This is a genomic window from Streptomyces sp. 2-1 (assembly GCF_048564895.1).
Classification (GTDB): Bacteria; Actinomycetota; Actinomycetes; order Streptomycetales; family Streptomycetaceae; genus Streptomyces; species Streptomyces phaeochromogenes.
The window spans coordinates 4,773,690-4,789,853 of record NZ_CP183383.1; the positions used below are offsets into that span (position 1 = coordinate 4,773,690).

The 16,164-nt window shown below is 70.5% G+C and carries 15 protein-coding genes; 3 read left to right on the forward strand and 12 right to left on the reverse strand.

From position 1 onward, the window contains the following. Window positions 1–11: 11 nt before the first annotated feature. The 12 genes from ACN20J_RS20970 to ACN20J_RS21025 form a co-directional block, all read right to left on the reverse strand. Window positions 12–410 carry a YccF domain-containing protein gene (locus tag ACN20J_RS20970; RefSeq protein ID WP_055614639.1) on the reverse strand — a complete coding sequence of 133 codons (399 nt, stop codon included), beginning with the start codon at window positions 408–410 and terminating at the stop codon, window positions 12–14. Further along, window positions 407–1,270, reverse strand: a complete 864-nt coding sequence (htpX, locus tag ACN20J_RS20975) for a zinc metalloprotease HtpX (protein WP_055614640.1) — start codon at window positions 1,268–1,270, stop codon at window positions 407–409. The genes ACN20J_RS20970 and htpX overlap by 4 nt, the downstream gene beginning before the upstream one ends. 242 nt (window positions 1,271–1,512) lie before the next feature. Then, entirely contained in the window at window positions 1,513–3,024 is a 1,512-nt protein-coding gene (locus ACN20J_RS20980; protein WP_419666507.1) for an NADH-quinone oxidoreductase subunit N, read from the reverse strand. Further along, on the reverse strand, window positions 3,021–4,595 hold the full coding sequence (locus ACN20J_RS20985) for a complex I subunit 4 family protein (protein ID WP_189844536.1): 1,575 nt from the start codon (window positions 4,593–4,595) through the stop codon (window positions 3,021–3,023). Before ACN20J_RS20985 ends, ACN20J_RS20980 begins: the two co-directional genes overlap by 4 nt. Before the next feature lie 6 nt (window positions 4,596–4,601). Continuing rightward, complete coding sequence (locus ACN20J_RS20990; protein WP_419666508.1) at window positions 4,602–6,596, reverse strand: NADH-quinone oxidoreductase subunit L; 1,995 nt, start codon at window positions 6,594–6,596, stop codon at window positions 4,602–4,604. Continuing rightward, window positions 6,593–6,985, reverse strand: a complete 393-nt coding sequence (nuoK, locus tag ACN20J_RS20995; RefSeq protein WP_189844538.1) for an NADH-quinone oxidoreductase subunit NuoK — start codon at window positions 6,983–6,985, stop codon at window positions 6,593–6,595. Before nuoK ends, ACN20J_RS20990 begins: the two co-directional genes overlap by 4 nt. Beyond that, window positions 6,985–7,671 (reverse strand): NADH-quinone oxidoreductase subunit J, encoded by a 687-nt coding sequence (locus ACN20J_RS21000; protein ID WP_419666509.1) that lies wholly within the window; start codon window positions 7,669–7,671, stop codon window positions 6,985–6,987. The genes nuoK and ACN20J_RS21000 overlap by 1 nt, the downstream gene beginning before the upstream one ends. Next, window positions 7,668–8,303, reverse strand: a complete 636-nt coding sequence (locus ACN20J_RS21005) for a 4Fe-4S binding protein (RefSeq protein WP_419666510.1) — start codon at window positions 8,301–8,303, stop codon at window positions 7,668–7,670. Before ACN20J_RS21005 ends, ACN20J_RS21000 begins: the two co-directional genes overlap by 4 nt. A 2-nt stretch (window positions 8,304–8,305) precedes the next feature. Then, entirely contained in the window at window positions 8,306–9,274 is a 969-nt protein-coding gene (locus ACN20J_RS21010; protein WP_189844540.1) for a complex I subunit 1/NuoH family protein, read from the reverse strand. Next, complete coding sequence (locus ACN20J_RS21015) at window positions 9,271–10,629, reverse strand: NADH-quinone oxidoreductase subunit C (protein ID WP_419666511.1); 1,359 nt, start codon at window positions 10,627–10,629, stop codon at window positions 9,271–9,273. The genes ACN20J_RS21010 and ACN20J_RS21015 overlap by 4 nt, the downstream gene beginning before the upstream one ends. Next, the gene (locus ACN20J_RS21020; protein ID WP_361896058.1) at window positions 10,626–11,267 is read right to left on the reverse strand and encodes an NADH-quinone oxidoreductase subunit B; all 642 of its coding nucleotides are present in this window, start codon (window positions 11,265–11,267) and stop codon (window positions 10,626–10,628) included. Before ACN20J_RS21020 ends, ACN20J_RS21015 begins: the two co-directional genes overlap by 4 nt. 32 nt (window positions 11,268–11,299) lie before the next feature. Continuing rightward, window positions 11,300–11,740 carry an NADH-quinone oxidoreductase subunit A gene (locus ACN20J_RS21025; RefSeq protein ID WP_372505580.1) on the reverse strand — a complete coding sequence of 147 codons (441 nt, stop codon included), beginning with the start codon at window positions 11,738–11,740 and terminating at the stop codon, window positions 11,300–11,302. 388 nt (window positions 11,741–12,128) lie between these two features. On the opposite strand from ACN20J_RS21025, the gene ACN20J_RS21030 reads away from it, so the two are divergent. From ACN20J_RS21030 to ACN20J_RS21040, 3 genes are all read left to right on the forward strand, one after another. After that, a complete protein-coding gene (locus tag ACN20J_RS21030; RefSeq protein ID WP_189844543.1) occupies window positions 12,129–13,325 on the forward strand; it encodes a sensor histidine kinase in 1,197 nt (398 codons plus the stop codon). Window positions 13,326–13,802: 477 nt separating this feature from the next. After that, window positions 13,803–15,158 (forward strand): sensor histidine kinase, encoded by a 1,356-nt coding sequence (locus ACN20J_RS21035; RefSeq protein ID WP_190231063.1) that lies wholly within the window; start codon window positions 13,803–13,805, stop codon window positions 15,156–15,158. A 189-nt stretch (window positions 15,159–15,347) separates the two neighbouring features. After that, on the forward strand, window positions 15,348–16,019 hold the full coding sequence (locus tag ACN20J_RS21040) for a response regulator transcription factor (protein WP_189844607.1): 672 nt from the start codon (window positions 15,348–15,350) through the stop codon (window positions 16,017–16,019). The last annotated feature ends 145 nt before the right edge of the window (window positions 16,020–16,164 follow it).

Sequence of the window (16,164 nt, forward strand, 5' to 3'; positions counted from 1 at the left end):
CCGGAGCCGCCCTACCAGCGGGACGAGGCGAACGGCTGGTCCGTACGTACGATTTCGCGCCCCAGGGGGAACAGCGAGACCGGGATCAGCTTGAAGTTGGCGATCCCCAGAGGGATGCCGATGATCGTGATGCACTGGAGGAAGCCCGTCACGATGTGGGCGAGGGCGAGCCACCAGCCGGCGAGGATCACCCACAGGATGTTGCCGATGAAGGACGGCGCGCCCGCGTCACGGCGCTCGACCGTCGTCCGGCCGAACGGCCACAGGGCGTAGACGGCGATGCGGAAGGCCGCGATGCCGAACGGGATGCCGATGATGGTGATGCACAGCAGCACGCCCGCGAACACGTAGCCGAGGAACAGCCAGAAGCCGCTCAGGACGAGCCAAATGATGTTCAGGATTGTCTTCACTGGTTACGACCTGCCATCTGCTCGAGCCGGGCGATGCGCTCCGCCATCGGCGGATGCGTAGAGAACATCTTGGAGAGTCCCTGGCCCGGACGGAAGGGGTTGGCGATCATCATGTGGCTTGCGGTCTCGATGCGCGGCTCCGGAGGTAGCGGAAGCTGTTTCGTGCCTGCCTCCAGCTTGCTCAGGGCGCTCGCGAGGGCAAGCGGGTCGCCGGTGAGCTGGGCGCCTGACGCGTCCGCCTCGTACTCCCTGGAGCGGCTGATGGCGAGCTGGATGAGGGACGCGGCGAGCGGGCCCAGGATCATGATCAACAGCATGCCGAGGATGCCGGGGCCGTCGTCGTCGTTGGATCGCCCGATCGGGATCAGCCAGGCGAAGTTGACCAGGAACATGATGACGGAGGCCAGGGCGCCCGCGACGGACGAGATCAGGATGTCGCGGTTGTAGACGTGGCTCAGTTCGTGGCCGATGACGCCGCGCAGCTCCCGCTCGTTCAGGATGCGCAGGATGCCCTCGGTGCAGCACACGGCGGCGTTGCGCGGGTTGCGGCCCGTCGCGAACGCGTTCGGCGCCTCCGTCGGGGAGATGTACAGCCGGGGCATGGGCTGGCGGGCCTGTGTGGAGAGCTCGCGGACCATCTTGTACAGAGCCGGGGCCTCGAACTCGCTCACCGGGCGCGCGCGCATCGCGCGTAGAGCCATTTTGTCGCTGTTCCAGTACGCGTACGCGTTCGTGCCGATCGCGACGACGAGTGCGACGACGAGGCCCATACGCCCGAAGAAACTGCCGATGCCGATGATGAGTGCGGACAGTCCCCCGAGGAGTACGGCGGTCCTGAGCCCGTTGTGCCGGCGGTGCACGGTACGCCCTCCAAGTCGTGCGGCAGGGGAACCCTTTGCTTGTCGATCTCTGACGTCACTGGTCCGTGGCTCCACGGTCCAGTGGACCCTCCCGTACTGGTCAACGCCAGGCGGGAAGCACTAGTTCCCTTGTGCGCGCGGCGACGCGCGTGGGCCGTCCGGGTGATGAAGGGGGACATCGCAGGCGCGCGTGGGGCTCGGATGCTCCACGCGCGCGTGCGCATGCTTTGCGGCAGCGGCGGTCAGAAGAGGCCGGTGTCGGAGAAGCGCAGGATCAGTTGGGGTGCTCCGGAGAGGGCGATACCGAGGACGGCGGTCAGGGCGATCGCGGCCGTGAGTGGGGCCGGTACGCGGTGGGTCTCTGGTTCGCCCTCCGGGGCGCGGAACAGGAGGGTCGTCCACTGGAGGTAGTAGAAGAGCGCGATCACGACGTTGACGGCCATGACCACGGCGAGCCAGCCGAGGCCCGCGTCGACGGCGGCCGAGAAGACGGTGACCTTCGCGAAGAGGCCGATGATGCCCGGCGGCAGGCCCGCGAGACAGAGCAGGAAGAAGCCGAGGACGAGCGCCGCGAGGGGCCGTGAGGCGTACAGGCCCCGGTAGTCGCTGACGCGGTTCAGCGGCTTCGTGCGGGCCACCAGGGCGGCCACCGCGAAGGCGCCGAGGTTCACCGCGGCGTACATCAGGGCGTACGCGACGGTGGAGCCGATGGCCTTCTCGGCGTCCTCGGAGTACGCGGCGGCGGCGATCGGCACCAGGAGGTAGCCGGCCTGGCCGACGGAGGACCAGGCGAGCAGGCGGACCGCGCTGTACGCGCGCGTGGACCGCTGTCTGAGGGCGCCGACGTTGCCGACGGTCATGGTGAGCGCGGCCAGGGCGGCGAGTGCGGGGCCCCAGACGTCCGCGTACGACGGGAGGGCGATCACGGTGACGAGGATCAGCCCGGAGAAGCCGACCGCCTTGCCGACGACCGACAGGTAGGCCGCGACCGGGAGAGGCGCCCCTACGTAGGTGTCGGGTACCCAGAAGTGGAAGGGGACGGCGGCGGTCTTGAAGGCGAAGCCGACGAGGGTGAGGACGACTCCCGCCTGGGCGAGCGTCTGCAACTGGTCGTCGACGTTCTCGATCCTGGTGGCGATCTCCGTGAGGTACAGGGTGCCTGTCGACGCGTAGACGAAGCTGATGCCCATGAGGCTCACGGCGGTCGCGGTGACCGAGGACAGGAAGAACTTCAGGGCCGCTTCGGAGGACTTCCTGTCGCCGTGCTTGATGCCCACGAGGGCGAAGGCGGGCAGGGAGGCGACCTCCAGGGCGACGATCAGGGTCGCGAGGTCGCGGGAGGCTGGCAGCAGGGCGGCGCCCGCGGCGGAGGAGAGCAACAGGAACCAGAACTCCCCTTCGGGGAGTTCCTTGTCGGCGTCCTTGAGGGCCGTCATCGACAGGAGGGCCGCCAGGAGTGCGCCTCCCAGGACGAGGAACTGGATGACCAGCGTGAACCGGTCCGCGGTGTAGCTGCAGACAGCGGCGTCGCCCGTCAGGCAGAAGGTGGAGCGGTCGCCGTCCAGGAGGGGCAGCAGCATGAGCGCGGAGGCGGCGAGTCCGGCGACGGAGACCCAGCCGAGCAGGGCCTTCCTGTTGTCTCCCACGAACAGGTCGGTGACGAGCACCACGAGTCCGACGACCGCCGCGATGGTGGGCGGCGCGATCGCGAGCCAGTCGACGGACTGGACCAGGGACTGGGCCTGGGCGCTCATCGGGTGCCTCCTGCGAAGAGCTGCTGCACGGCCGGGTCGGTCAGGCCGAGCAGTGCCTTGGGCCAGAGCCCGGCGATGACGGTCAGGACGACGAGCGGCGTCCAGGCGGCGAACTCGTACGACTGGACGTCGGCGAGCTTCGGCCCCTCCTGCGGGACCGCGCCCATGCAGACGCGGCGGACCACGACGAGCATGTACGCGGCGGTGAGCAGGGTGCCGAACGCGGCGATCGTCATGAAGGTCAGGAACGCGGGGCGGCTGAGGCCGTCGGCGGGGTCGAACGCGCCGAACAGGGCCAGCATCTCGCCCCAGAACCCGGCCAGGCCCGGCAGGCCGAGCGAGGCGACGGCGGCGAAGGCGAGCAGGCCGCCGAGCCGGGGCGCCTTGCCGTAGAGCGCGGCGCCGGTCTGCTGCGCGAGGGTGTCGAGGTCGGTCGTGCCCGTGCGGTCCTTGAGCGCGCCGACCAGGAAGAAGAGCAGGCCGGTGATGAGGCCGTGGGCGATGTTGGCGAACAGCGCGCCGTTCACGCCGGTCGGGGTCATCGACGCGATGCCGAGGAGCACGAAGCCCATGTGGCCGACGGAGGAGTACGCGATGAGGCGCTTGAGGTCGCCCTTCGCGCCCTGCTTGGCGAGGGCGAGGCAGGCGAGAGATCCGTAGATGATGCCGACGACCGCGAAGGCGGCGAGGTAGGGCGCGAACGTGCTCATGCCGTCCGGCGTGATGGGCAGCAGGATCCGGACAAAGCCGTACGTGCCCATCTTCAGCAGGACGCCGGCCAGCAGGACCGAGCCGACGGTCGGGGCGGCGGTGTGCGCGTCCGGCAGCCAGCTGTGGAGCGGCCACATCGGTGTCTTGACGGCGAGCCCGATACCGATCGCCAGAACGGCGATGACCTGCACCGATGTGGTCAGCGCCGGGTGATTGTCAGTGGCGAGTGCCACCATGTCGAATGTGCCCGCCTTGATTCCGATCAGGAGCAGGCCCAACAGCATGACGACGGAACCGAGCAGTGTGTAGAGGATGAACTTCCAGGCGGCGGCCTGCTTTTGTTCACCGCCCCAGCGGGCGATGAGGAAGTACATCGGGATGAGCACCATCTCGAAGGCCAGGAAGAACAGCAGCAGGTCGAGGACGGCGAAGGTCGCGAGGGTGCCGGACTCGAGAACGAGGACGAGCGCCACGAATGCCTTCGGGGACGGGCCCGACGGCATTTTGAAGTAGGAGTACAGCGCGCAGAGGAAGGTCAGCAGCGCGGTCAGTACGAGGAGGGGGAGCGAGATGCCGTCGATGCCGAGGTGGATCCGCACGTCGAGTGCGGGGATCCAGCTGATGTCCGTCGTGGCCTGCATCTTCGACGGATGGTCGTGGTCGAAGCCCAGCGTGAGGACGATCGCGGCGATGAGCACGGCGCCGGTGACGCTCACGCCGTGCCGCAGCACGGCCTGTTCGGGCGACTTCCCCTTCAGCCCGGGCGGAGCCGGCAGGAGAGCCGCGGCGGCCCCGATGAGCGGGCCGACGACGATGAATGCCAGAAGGACCTGCATCACGGATTCACTGATATCGATCACGCCTGCTCACGCTCCCGCTGTGGCGACGAGGAGGGCGGCGACCACCAGGACGACGGTGCCGGCGAGCAGCGCGCTCACATAGGTCTGCAGATTGCCGGTCTGGGCACGCCGGACGGCCGTGCCGAGCCAGCGGGGCAGGGCTCCCGCGCCGCGTACGTAGGTGTCGACGACCTCGCGGTCGAGGAACCGTACGAGCGTGGCGGCGGCCTGGACCGGGCGGACGAACAGCGCCGCGTACACGGCGTCGAGGTGGAAGCCGACGGCCGCATGGCGGTGCAGCGGGCCGAGCAGGAGTCGGCCCGGGTCCGCCGGGTCGGGCGCGGAGGCCACGTCTCCGTACGCGGGCGCGTGGCTGGCGATGGCCTCGGCCTCGACGAGTCCTGCGTCCCCCTGGGGGTGGGCCGCGACCGCACCCATCGGTACGCGGGCCGCCATGGCCATGGTGTGCCGCCAGGCGCCGTACGTGACGATGCCGCCGACCAGAGCCACACCCGTGCCCAGCACGGCGGTGGTGAGGGTCGGGGTCAGGTCGCGTCCGTCGAACCACTCGGGCAGCGGGCCGGTGGCGAGTCCGAAGGCGAGCGACGGGACGGCGAGCACCCAGAGGACGGCGTTCATGGCGATGGGCTGCCTGCCGTGGTCGGGGGCCTCCGGTCCGTGGCCGCGGAAGACGAGGAGCCACAGGCGCATCGCGTACGCGGCGGTGAGCAGGGCCGTGACCAGGCCGGCGACGAGGACGATCCAGCCGACGGCGCCGGGAATGCCCTCGGCGTGCCCGGTGGCGACGTGCTCGGCGGCGCCGAGGACGGCCTCCTTGGTGAAGAAGCCGCTGAAGGGCGGGATCGCGGCGAGCGCGAGGAGCGCCACGGTCATCGTCCAGTACGCGTCGGGGACGCGGGCGCGCAGGTCCTTCATGCGGGACATGGCGGCCAGGGAGTTGGTGCCGGCGGCGTGGATGATCACGCCTGCCCCGAGGAACAGCAGCGCCTTGAAGGCGCCGTGCGAGAGGAGGTGGAAGACGGCGGCGCCGCGGTCGCCGACGGCGAGGGCGCCGGTCATGTAGCCGAGCTGGCCGATCGTCGAGTACGCGAGGACGCGCTTGATGTCGTCCTGGGCAAGCGCGGCGAGGGCCGAGCCGGCCATCGTGACGGCGGCCATGACCGCGAGGACGACCAGGGCCGCCGAGGAGGCGGCGAAGACCGGGAGGAGTCGGGCGATGAAGTAGACACCGGCGGCGACCATCGTCGCGGCGTGGATCAGCGCGGAGACGGGGGTGGGGCCCGCCATCGCGTCGGGGAGCCAGGTGTGGAGCGGGAACTGCGCCGACTTGCCCGCCACACCGGCCAGGAGCAGCAGGGCGATCAGGGTCGGGTGGTCGAGTCCGCCGCTCGCGACGTTGCCGAGGATCTTCGTGATGCGGAAGGACCCGGCGTCGGTGGCAAGCGCGAACAGGCCGATCAGGAAGGGGACATCGCCGAGCTTGGTGACCAGGAAGGCCTTGATGGAGGCGGCGCGTGCCTCCGGGGTCTCCCAGTAGTGGCCGACGAGGAAGTACGAGCAGATGCCCATGATCTCCCAGCCGACCAGCAGCACCATCAGGTCGCCGGAGTAGACGACGAGCAGCATCGCGGAGGTGAAGAGGGAGACGAGAGCGGCGTACGAGGGGTAGCGCGGGTCGTCGCGCAGGTAGCCCGTCGAGTAGATCTGCACGCAGGTGGCGACCAGGCCGACCAGCACGGCGACGAGGGCTGCGAAGCCGTCGACGTACAGGGCGAGTTCGATGGGGACCGAGCCGGTGGGGGTGAGCTCGGTGGCGGCGCTCACCGCCTGGCCGCCGCCCTGTCGTACGGCGACGACCACGGCGAGTCCGAGGGCCGCGAGCGGGGGCAGGACGGCGAGGGGGCGTACGAAACCGGGGGCCGTGCGGCCCAGGAGCAGGCCGGCCACGGCGCCCAGGAACGGGAGGAGGGGGACGAGGACGGCGAGGGTGGTCGTGGTCACGCGGTGGCCTCAGCCTTCTCGGCCGGTACGGGACGGGCGGCGCCGGAGTCGTCGGGCTCGGAGTCGTCGTCGGTCTCGGCGGTGTCGCGGAGCTTGTCGATGTCCGCGGTGCCCCGGTTGCGGTGGACGGCGAGGACGATCGCCAGGCCGATGCCGATCTCGGCGGCGGCGATGGCGATGGTGAACAGGGTCAGAGCCTGGCCGGAGTGGAGCGTGTCCTGGGCGGTCTTGCTGAGCCAGACGTCGAAGGCGACGAGGTTCAGGTTGACGGCGTTGAGCATCAGCTCGACGGACATCAGGACCAGGATCGCGTTGCGGCGCGCGAGGACTCCGTACAGGCCCGTGGAGAAGAGGAGGGCGGAGAGCACGGCGGGATAGGCGAGGTGCATCAGCGGGCGCCTTCCTTGTCGCTCCGGGGGGTGTCGTTTCCGGGGCCGTCGGTCCGGGTGCCGTTGCTTCGCGTGCTCGGGACGCTCGTGGTGGTCGCCGTGTTCGCCTTGGCCTTGCGGGACAGGACGATCGCGCCGACCAGGGCTGCGAGCAGCAGGACCGAGAGGGCCTCGAAGGGGAGCACCCAGCTCTGGAAGAGGCTCGCGCCGGTGACCTCGGTGGAGCCGGCGGCGGCACCGTCCAGGTCGATCCAGGTCGTCCGGAAGGCGTCAACGACGACCCAGACGAGGGCGGCTGCCGCGGCGATCGCCACGGTCAGGGCGGCCCAGCGGTTGCCGGAATCGGCGTCCGGGGAGCGGCCGATGGGAGCCCTGGTGAGCATCAGACCGAAGAGGAGGAGTACGACGACGGAGCCGACGTAGATGAGGACCTGCACCCAGGCGATGAACTCGGCCGTGAGGAGAAGGTATTCGACGGCGAGACCGCCGAGGGCCACCACCAGCCACAGGGCGGCGTGCACCAGCTGCTTCGTGGTGACCGTGACGACCGCGGCGCCGAAGGTGACCAGGCCGACGAGGAGGAAGGCGATCTCGACGCCGGTCGGGGAGAGAAAGCCTTGGGATTCGGAGGCGGCGGAGGTGGTCGTGGCGTGGGCCGCCATGGCGGTGGCTGCGGCGAGGGTCACGATTCACCGCCCTGCGGATCGGTGGGCTTGGCCTGCGGGGCGGGGCCGGACCCAGCCCCGGGCGCCGCTCCGGGTTCAGATGTGGGTTCCGGTGTGGGTTCGGGCTGGGCTGCGGCCGCCAGCTTCTCCGCGGATTTGCGGGCGGCGGCGATCTCCTTCGGTTCCTCGGCTCCGGGGTCGAGGGCCGGCGGGGCCGGGACGGTCCACATCCAGTCGCGGAGTTTGTCGCGCTCGTGGGTGAGTTCGTGGATGTCGGTCTCGGCGTACTCGAACTCGGGGGACCAGAAGAGGGCGTCGAAGGGGCAGACCTCGATGCAGATACCGCAGTACATGCAGAGGGCGAAGTCGATGGCGAAGCGGTCGAGGACGTTGCGGCTGCGCTCGCGCCCGCCGGGGGCGGCGGGCGGGACCGTCTCCTTGTGGGAGTCGATGTAGATGCACCAGTCCGGGCACTCACGGGCGCACAGCATGCAGACCGTGCAGTTCTCCTCGAAGAGGCCGATGACGCCGCGGGTGCGGGGCGGGAGTTCGGGCTGGGCGTCCGGGTACTGCGCGGTGACGGTCTTCTTCGTCATCGTGCGGAGGGTGACGGCCAGACCCTTGGCGAGGCCGGAGCCAGGGATGGGGGCCATGGTTACGAGATCACCACCTTCACGACGCCGGTCAGGGCGATCTGGGCGAGGGAGAGGGGGACGAGGAGGGTCCAGGAGAGTTTCTGGAGCTGGTCCTCGCGCAGGCGGGGGTAGGTGACGCGCAGCCAGATGACGACGAAGGCGAGGACCGCCGTCTTCAGCAGGGTCCAGACCCAGCCGAGGCCGTCGGCGTCCCACGGGCCGTGCCAGCCGCCCAGGAAGAGCACGGTGGTCAGGCCGCACAGGACGACGATTCCGGCGTACTCGGCGAGGAGGAACAGCGCGAAGCGGAGGCCCGTGTATTCGGTGTACGCGCCGAAGATGATCTCCGAGTCGGCCACCGGCATGTCGAAGGGCGGGCGCTGGAGTTCGGCGAGGCCTGCCACGAAGAAGACGATGGCGCCGACGATCTGCCAGGGCAGCCACCACCACTCGAAGGCGTCGACGATGCCGGGGAGGGAGACCGTGCCCGCCGCCATCGCGACCGAGGCGGCGGTGAGCAGCATCGGGAGTTCGTACGCGAGGAGTTGGGCGGCGGTGCGGAGGCCGCCGAGGAGGGAGAACTTGTTGGCCGAGGCCCAGCCCGCCATGAGCGAGCCGAGGACGCCCACGCCCATCACGGCGAGTACGAAGAAGATGCCCGCGTCGATGACCTCGCCGACCGCGCCCTCGCCCGGGCCGATCGGGATGGCGAGGAGGACGAGGAGGTACGGGAGGAGGGCGACGGCGGGGGCCAGCTGGAAGATACGTCGGTCCGCGCCCGCGGGGACGATGTCTTCCTTCTGCGCGAACTTCACGCCGTCCGCGACGAGTTGGGCCCAGCCGTGGAAGCCGCCCGCGTACATGGGGCCGAGGCGGCCCTGCATGTGGGCCATCACCTTGTGTTCCGTCTGACCGACGATCAGCGGGAAGGTGAGGAACACGACGAAGACGATCAGGAGTCGCAGGGCGACGTCGAGCACGTCGTTCACTGCCGGCCTCCTGGGGGGTTTTCGTCGTCGGTGGGGGTGGGGTTAGGAGTGGGGCTGGGGGTGGAGTCGGCTTCTGGAGCTTCCGAGGGCTCGGTTGCCTCGGATTCCGGGGTGTTCTCGGGCTCCGGTGCGGGCTGCTCGGTCGGTGGCGGCTTCTCCGTGGCTGAGTCCTGGTCGGCCTCGTCGAAGGCGGGGCGGGCGTGGTGCCAGGGGGCGTCCGAGCTGCGGGGGCGTGCCGGGCCGGTCGGCTGATCGTCGCCGGAGGGGGCGGCGGGTGGGGCAGGAGCGTCGGGTGTGGCGGGTGTGGCAGGTGCCTGGCGTTGTGACGCCGAGCCTTCGCCCGCGGTGCGCGCTCTGCGGGGGGACGTCGACGCTGGCGGCGGTGCCGGTTCTGATGCCGGTGCGGCTTCGGTGCCCTCGGCCGGGGACGGGGCAACCCCCGCGGTGGGGGCCGGGGCTTGGGCCGCCTCCGAAGCAGGAGCGGGAGCGGGAGCGGGAGCCGACTCAGCTTCCGCGCCCGCGGCCGAAGGGTCGGTGCCGCGCTGGGTCGCCGAGCCCTCGCTCACGCTGCGAGCCCGTCGGGCCGTAGGCCGAGCCTCCGCTGCGGCACCGCCGCCCTCCGGGGACGCGGCGCCCCCAGCCTGCGAACCCGCAGACGCGGCACCCTCAGCAGCCGCACCCGGCGCAGCCGCCTGGCTTGCCGAGCCCTCCCCCGCCGTGCGGGCCCGCCGCACCGGGCGGTCGCCTGCGGCACGTGCGGTGCCTCGGGCCGGACGGGCCGGGGCAGGCGGGAGTTGGCCCTTGAGGGGGCCCCACTCGTTGGGGTCGGGAACGCCCGGCGGGAGCATCTGGCGGCGCTTCGGGCCGCCGTGTTCCGACTCGCCCGGTTCCTTCGCGCCCGGCCAGGCCTTGGCCACACGCGCGGCCAGGACGAAGTCCTTGCGGAGAGGGTGGCCCTCGAAGCCCTCGGGAAGGAGGAGCGGGTCCAGGCCGGGGTGGCCTTCGAAGGTGACGCCGAACATCTCGTGGGTCTCGCGTTCGTGCCAGGCGGCGCCCGCGTAGACCTCGACGGCGGAGGGGAGTACGGGGGCGTCGTGCGGGACGGTCGTCCGTACGAGGAGGCGGCGGACCGGAGCGAGGGCGACGACGTGGGCCGAGACGCGGAAACCGGTGCCGGGTTCGTCGACGGCACTCAGCCAGTCGAAGTACGTACAGCCGAGGTCGTCGCGCGCGGTCTCCAGGGAGGCGAGCCAGGACGTCGGCGGTACGTCGACCGTCAGGACCTCGTACGACTCCTCGGCCGTGGTGTCCGGGCCGAAGAGTTCCTCGACGGGGGCGGGGAGCCAACCGGTCATCGGGCGTCCCCCGTGGCCGACGGCCCTGTGGAGGACGGCTGCGCGGACGGCGGCTGTACGAGGCCGCTCTGGAGGGCTGCCGTGGAGGGGCGCGAGGTTCCGTAGCGCTCCCCCAGCGACTCCCTGGCGATCTTCTCCTGGAGCTTGAGGATGCCCTGGAGGAGGGCCTCGGGCCGGGGCGGGCAGCCGGGGACGTACACGTCGACGGGGATGATCTGGTCGACGCCCTTCGTGACGGAGTACGAGTCCCAGTACGGGCCGCCGCAGTTGGAGCAGGCGCCGAAGGAGATGACGTACTTCGGCTCGGGCATCTGCTCGTACAGGCGCTTCACGGCCGGGGCCATCTTGTCGGTGACCGTGCCGGACACGACCATCAGGTCGGCCTGGCGGGGGCCCGGCGCGAACGGGATGACGCCGAGGCGGATGAAGTCGTGGCGGGCCATCGACGCCGCGATGAACTCGATCGCGCAGCAGGCGAGGCCGAAGTTGAAGACCCAGAGCGAGTAGCGGCGGCCCCAGTTCAGGACCACCTTCATCGGCTCGGGGGCGAGGCGCGAGAGCACGCCGAGCCGCTTCGGCTCGGGCAGGAGCACAGGCCCCGGGGTCACGTCCGTGTTCGGGGTCGTGTTCGGGGTCATGTCCGGAGCCGTATCCGAAGTCACGTCCGGGGTCACGTCCATGTGAGGACGCCCTTCTTGTATGCGTACAGCAGGCCCACGGCCAGGAAGCCGAGGAAGATGAACATCTCGACGAGGGTCGCCGCGCCGTAGCCCGGCGCGGCGAAGACCGTCGCCCAGGGGAAGAGGAAGATCGAGTCGACGGCGAAGATCACGTAGAGGAAGGCGTAGACGTAGTAGCGGACCTGGGTGTGGGCCCAGCCCTCGCCGACGGGGTCGACGCCGCATTCGTACGTCATGAGCTTCTCGGGTGTCGGAACGACGGGCCGCAGCAGACGCCCCGCTCCGAAGGCGACGGCGACGAACAGCACGCCGACCACGGCGAGCACTCCGACGACCGAATAGGACTCGAAATAGTCCGCCGCGAGGACGGTCCCGGCTGTCTCGGCGGCCCCAGCGGTCCCGGTCGCCACGACCATGGTCGGTTCCGGCACGTCCGCCCCTCGCTCCCTGACCTCGGATGACCCCGTACTGACTGCGCGCTGACCACGCGTGCGCCACGGGATGCGCCGTGCGATGCGCCGCGTTCGACGATCTGTACGCACCGGAGTCTAGGGCCTGATAAAGAGACGGTAAGCAGCCCGTCACGGGTAGGCATGATGCGACGGCTTTCCCGGGCAGTGATCCGGCCGCCTGCCGACCGTCTTCCGGGCGTCCGCGGGGCGCCTTCCAGCCGTCTTCCGCGTACCTTCCAGCCGGTCTTCAACCCCTCCCGCACCCTCCCGGGTCGTCGTGAAGGCCGGGGATGGTGGGGTTTACCCCAGGGGATCCGGGCGGTCCACCTCATGGCGCGGCGGCCCGCGGCCCGGCAGGCTGGCGCCTATGACCGAACGCATCCTGGCCGCCGACACTCCGGACGGCGCCTCCGACCGGCCGCCACCCGCGCGCTTCGCGTACGACCGGCACACCTGGAAGGAGATCGCGCATCTCCTGGCCAACCTGCCGGTGTCGCTCGTCGGGTTCACGTATGTGGTGACCGTGCTGTTCACGGGTGCCTTCCTGACCCTGACGGTGATCGGGTTCCCGCTGCTCGCGGCCGGACTGATGGGCGCGCGCCAGCTGGGCAAGCTGGAGCGCGGCCGGGCCAGGGGGCTGCTCGGGGTGCGGGTCGACGAGCCGAGCCCGCTGCCGTTGCGCGGGCGGGGCGGGTTCTTCCCTCAGCTGTGGATGGCGCTGAAGGACCCGGTCGGCTGGCGCACGGTGCTGTACGAGTTCATGCGGCTGCCGTGGGGCATGGTCACCTTCACCGTCACCCTGGTCTCGTTGTTCGTGCTGTGGCCGGTGCTTCCGTTCATCGCACGGGGACTGGCCAACGCGGACCGGGCGATGGTGCGCGGGCTGCTCTCGCCCTCGGACGAGCTGGAGCGTCGGATCGCCGAGTTGGAGTCCGACCGGGGGGTGGTCGTCGACACGGCCGCGGCCGACCTGCGGCGCATCGAGCGCGATCTGCACGACGGGGCGCAGGCCCGGCTGGTGAACCTCGCGATGGGCCTCGGCCTGGCGAAGGAGAAGCTGCTGGAGGGCCAGGCCGACGAGACCGTCGCCGCCATGGTCGACGAGGCGCACGGCGAGGTGAAACTGGCCCTGCAGGAGCTGCGGGATCTGGCCCGCGGCATCCATCCCGCGGTCCTCACCGACCGCGGTCTGGACGCCGCGCTGTCCTCGGTCGCCTCGCGCTGCACGGTGCCGGTGAAGGTGACCGCCGATCTGCCGACGCGGCCGGCCGCGGCCATCGAGGGCATCGCGTACTTCACCGTCTCCGAGCTCCTTCAGAACGTCAGCAAGCACAGCGGGGCGCGCTCCGCGTCCGTCGACGTGTGGCGCTCCGACAACCGCCTCCTCATACAGGTCTGGGACGACGGCCGCGGCGGAGCCGCCCTCGACGGCGGCACGGGAATGGCCGGACTCGCGGACCGGCTCGGCGCGGTGGACGGCCTGTTCGTCATCGACTCACCGGTCGGGGGACCGACGACGATCACGGCCGAACTCCCTTGGCGGGACCGGGAACTGACCGAGTAGGCGGAACCGGTGGAGTGAGGCGGAGCGGGTGGAGTGGATGGAGCGGGGCTGAGCACGTGGAGTGGGCCGAGCAGGCGGGACGGGCGTGGATGCGGACCTCGCGTCCTCCGGTCCCGGCCTGCACACACCTGCCTGCACACACGGGCCCGGCCTGCACACGCCCTGCCTGCACACACGGGCCCAGCCTGTACGCGTCCGCCCGCACGCAGATGCCCAGGCTGCACGCGCCCGCCCGCACACACATGCCCGCCTGTATTCATGTCGGCCACCGTCGTGGGCCCGGCGCGCTGCCCGGCCCCAGCCGTACCCCGACCCCCGCCTCAACCCCGGCACCGACCCCAGCCCCAACTTGGGCCCCGGCCCCCAGAAGGTAGGGAAAACCCCCGCCCCAAGACGCCGACCCGCTCCATGTCCCGGCCGGCCGGGACCGAGCACTGTGGAGTTACAACAGCGGACGAGTAGAAACGGACGGCGGCCATGGCCACGGAGTACGGACAGGGATACGGGTGGGACGGCGGACCCGGCTTCCGCGGGGAGGGCGCCGAGGAGCGGCGGCACCTGCTCCCGGCCGCGCTGCGGGCGCCGATCGAGGCGCGCAGCTGGCGTGAGTTCGGGTACCTGATGCTGAGTCTGCCGATCAGCATCATCATGTTCACCTTCGCCGTGACGATGGTGTCGCTCGGCGCGGGCCTGCTGGTCACGTTCCTCGGCATCCCGGTACTCGCCGCCGGCCTCGCGGGCTGCCGCGGTCTCGGCGCGATGGAGCGGACCAGGGCGCGCGCGCTGCTGGGGCTCGACGTCGCGGCGCCGGAGCCGTTGCGCATGACGAAGCAGGGCCCGATGGCGTGGATGGGCGCGATGCTGAAGAGCGGCGCGTCCTGGCGGCACCTGCTGTACGCGGTACTGCACTTCCCCTGGGCCGTGTTCGCCTTCTCGGTGGCCATCAGCTTCTGGACGTACGGCTGGGCGATGCTGACGTACCCCCTGTGGTTCTGGCTGTTCCCGGTCTACGGCGGGCAGGACGGGCTCCAGCTGTACGGGGACCAGGGGCACAGCATCTATCTGGACAACCCCTTCGAGATCACGGTGACCGCGCTGGTGGGCCTGCTGCTCACGATGGCCACGCCGTGGATCGTGCGGGCGCTGACGCAGGTGGACCGGCTGCTGGTGCACGGGCTGCTCGGGCCGTCGAAGCTGGCCACGCGGGTCGTCGAGCTGGAGTCGGACCGGGGCGTCGTGATCGACACGGCGGCGGCCGACCTGCGGCGCATCGAGCGCGATCTGCACGACGGGGCGCAGGCCCGGCTGGTCGCCCTCGCGATGGATCTGGGGCTCGCGAAGGAGAAGCTCACGGAGGATCCGCAGGCGGCGGCGCGGATGGTGGGCGAGGCGCACGGTGAGGTGAAGACGGCGCTCCAGGAGCTGCGGGATCTGGCGCGCGGGATCCACCCGGCGGTCCTCACCGACCGCGGTCTGGACGCCGCGCTGTCCTCGGTGGCGTCCCGGTGCACGGTTCCCGTGCAGGTCGAGGTCGATCTGCCGACCAGGCCGGCGCCTGCGATCGAGGGGATCGCGTACTTCACCGTCTCGGAGCTGCTGCAGAACATCAGCAAGCACTCGGGGGCCACCCGGGCCTCGGTCGATGTCTGGCGGATCGAGAACCGGCTCATGATCCAGGTGGTCGACAACGGTGTGGGCGGTGCGGATGTCGCCGCCGGCTCGGGGCTTGCGGGGCTGGCGGAGCGGCTCGACTCGGTCGACGGCATCCTCGTGGTGGACTCCCCTGTCGCCGGGCCGACCCGCATCACAGCGGAGCTGCCCTGGCGCGGGTGAGCGGTCCCTTCATATTGCGTGTTGGCGGTGGGTCCGGGGAGTCTCCTCTCCCCGGACCCACCGCTTCCCGCGACCTGGGAGTCCGCCCCCAGGGCCGCGGACCGACAACGATTCCCTCACCCACCCTCAGTTGGTCCCAAATGCTGGAATGCTGGGGGTTGACGTACGAGCGTGGGGGGCCGAGCAATCGTGGAGGACAGGGTGCGCGTGGTCATCGCCGAGGATTCAGTGCTGCTCAGGGAGGGCCTGACCCGGTTGCTGACCGACCGTGGGCACGAGGTGATCGCCGGAGTCGGCGACGGGGAGGCGTTGATCAAGACGATCACGGAGTTCGCGGCGCAGGACGCGCTGCCGGACGTCGTGGTCGCGGACGTACGGATGCCGCCGACGCACACGGACGAGGGCGTGAAGGCGGCCGTGCAGCTGCGCAAGCAGCACCCGGGGCTCGGGGTACTGGTGCTGTCGCAGTACGTGGAGGAGCAGTACGCCACCGAACTGCTCGCCGGTTCCAGTCACGGCGTCGGCTATCTGCTGAAGGACCGGGTAGCCGAAGTGAGGGAATTCGTGGACGCGGTCGTCCGCGTGGCCCGCGGCGGCACCGCGCTGGATCCCGAGGTCGTCGCGCAGCTGCTCGGGCGCAGCCGCAAGCAGGACGTCCTCGCGGGGCTGACGCCACGCGAGCGGGAGGTCCTAGGACTCATGGCCGAGGGGCGGACGAACTCCGCGATCGCACGACAGCTCGTGGTCAGCGACGGCGCGGTCGAGAAGCACGTGAGCAACATCTTCATGAAGCTGGGCCTGTCCCAGAGTGACGGGGATCACCGGCGTGTTCTCGCGGTCCTCACCTACCTGAACTCCTGACGACCTGACACTGTGTCAGAAATCACCGCAACGCAAGCACGAGAACCAGGCATGAGCACGAGAACCAAAGGATGAGCATCAAGCGTCTTCACAGGTAACGCCGGGGGGCGGATAAATCGTGGCAAATCAGGGTGTCCGACGGTCT

Excerpts from the sequence above, each read along its gene's own strand:
- ACN20J_RS20980 (WP_419666507.1), bottom strand. The coding sequence starts at position 3,024 with ATGAGCGCCCAGGCCCAGTCCCTGGTCCAGTCCGTCGACTGGCTCGCG.
- nuoK (WP_189844538.1), bottom strand. The coding sequence starts at position 6,985 with ATGCACCTCGCCTATCCCGCCGTGCTCTCCGCCCTCCTCTTCTCCACG.
- ACN20J_RS21005 (WP_419666510.1), bottom strand. The coding sequence starts at position 8,303 with ATGGCCCCCATCCCTGGCTCCGGCCTCGCCAAGGGTCTGGCCGTCACC.
- ACN20J_RS21015 (WP_419666511.1), bottom strand. The coding sequence starts at position 10,629 with ATGACCGGTTGGCTCCCCGCCCCCGTCGAGGAACTCTTCGGCCCGGAC.
- ACN20J_RS21020 (WP_361896058.1), bottom strand. The coding sequence starts at position 11,267 with ATGACCCCGAACACGACCCCGAACACGGACGTGACCCCGGGGCCTGTG.
- ACN20J_RS21030 (WP_189844543.1), top strand. The coding sequence starts at position 12,129 with ATGACCGAACGCATCCTGGCCGCCGACACTCCGGACGGCGCCTCCGAC.
- ACN20J_RS21035 (WP_190231063.1), top strand. The coding sequence starts at position 13,803 with ATGGCCACGGAGTACGGACAGGGATACGGGTGGGACGGCGGACCCGGC.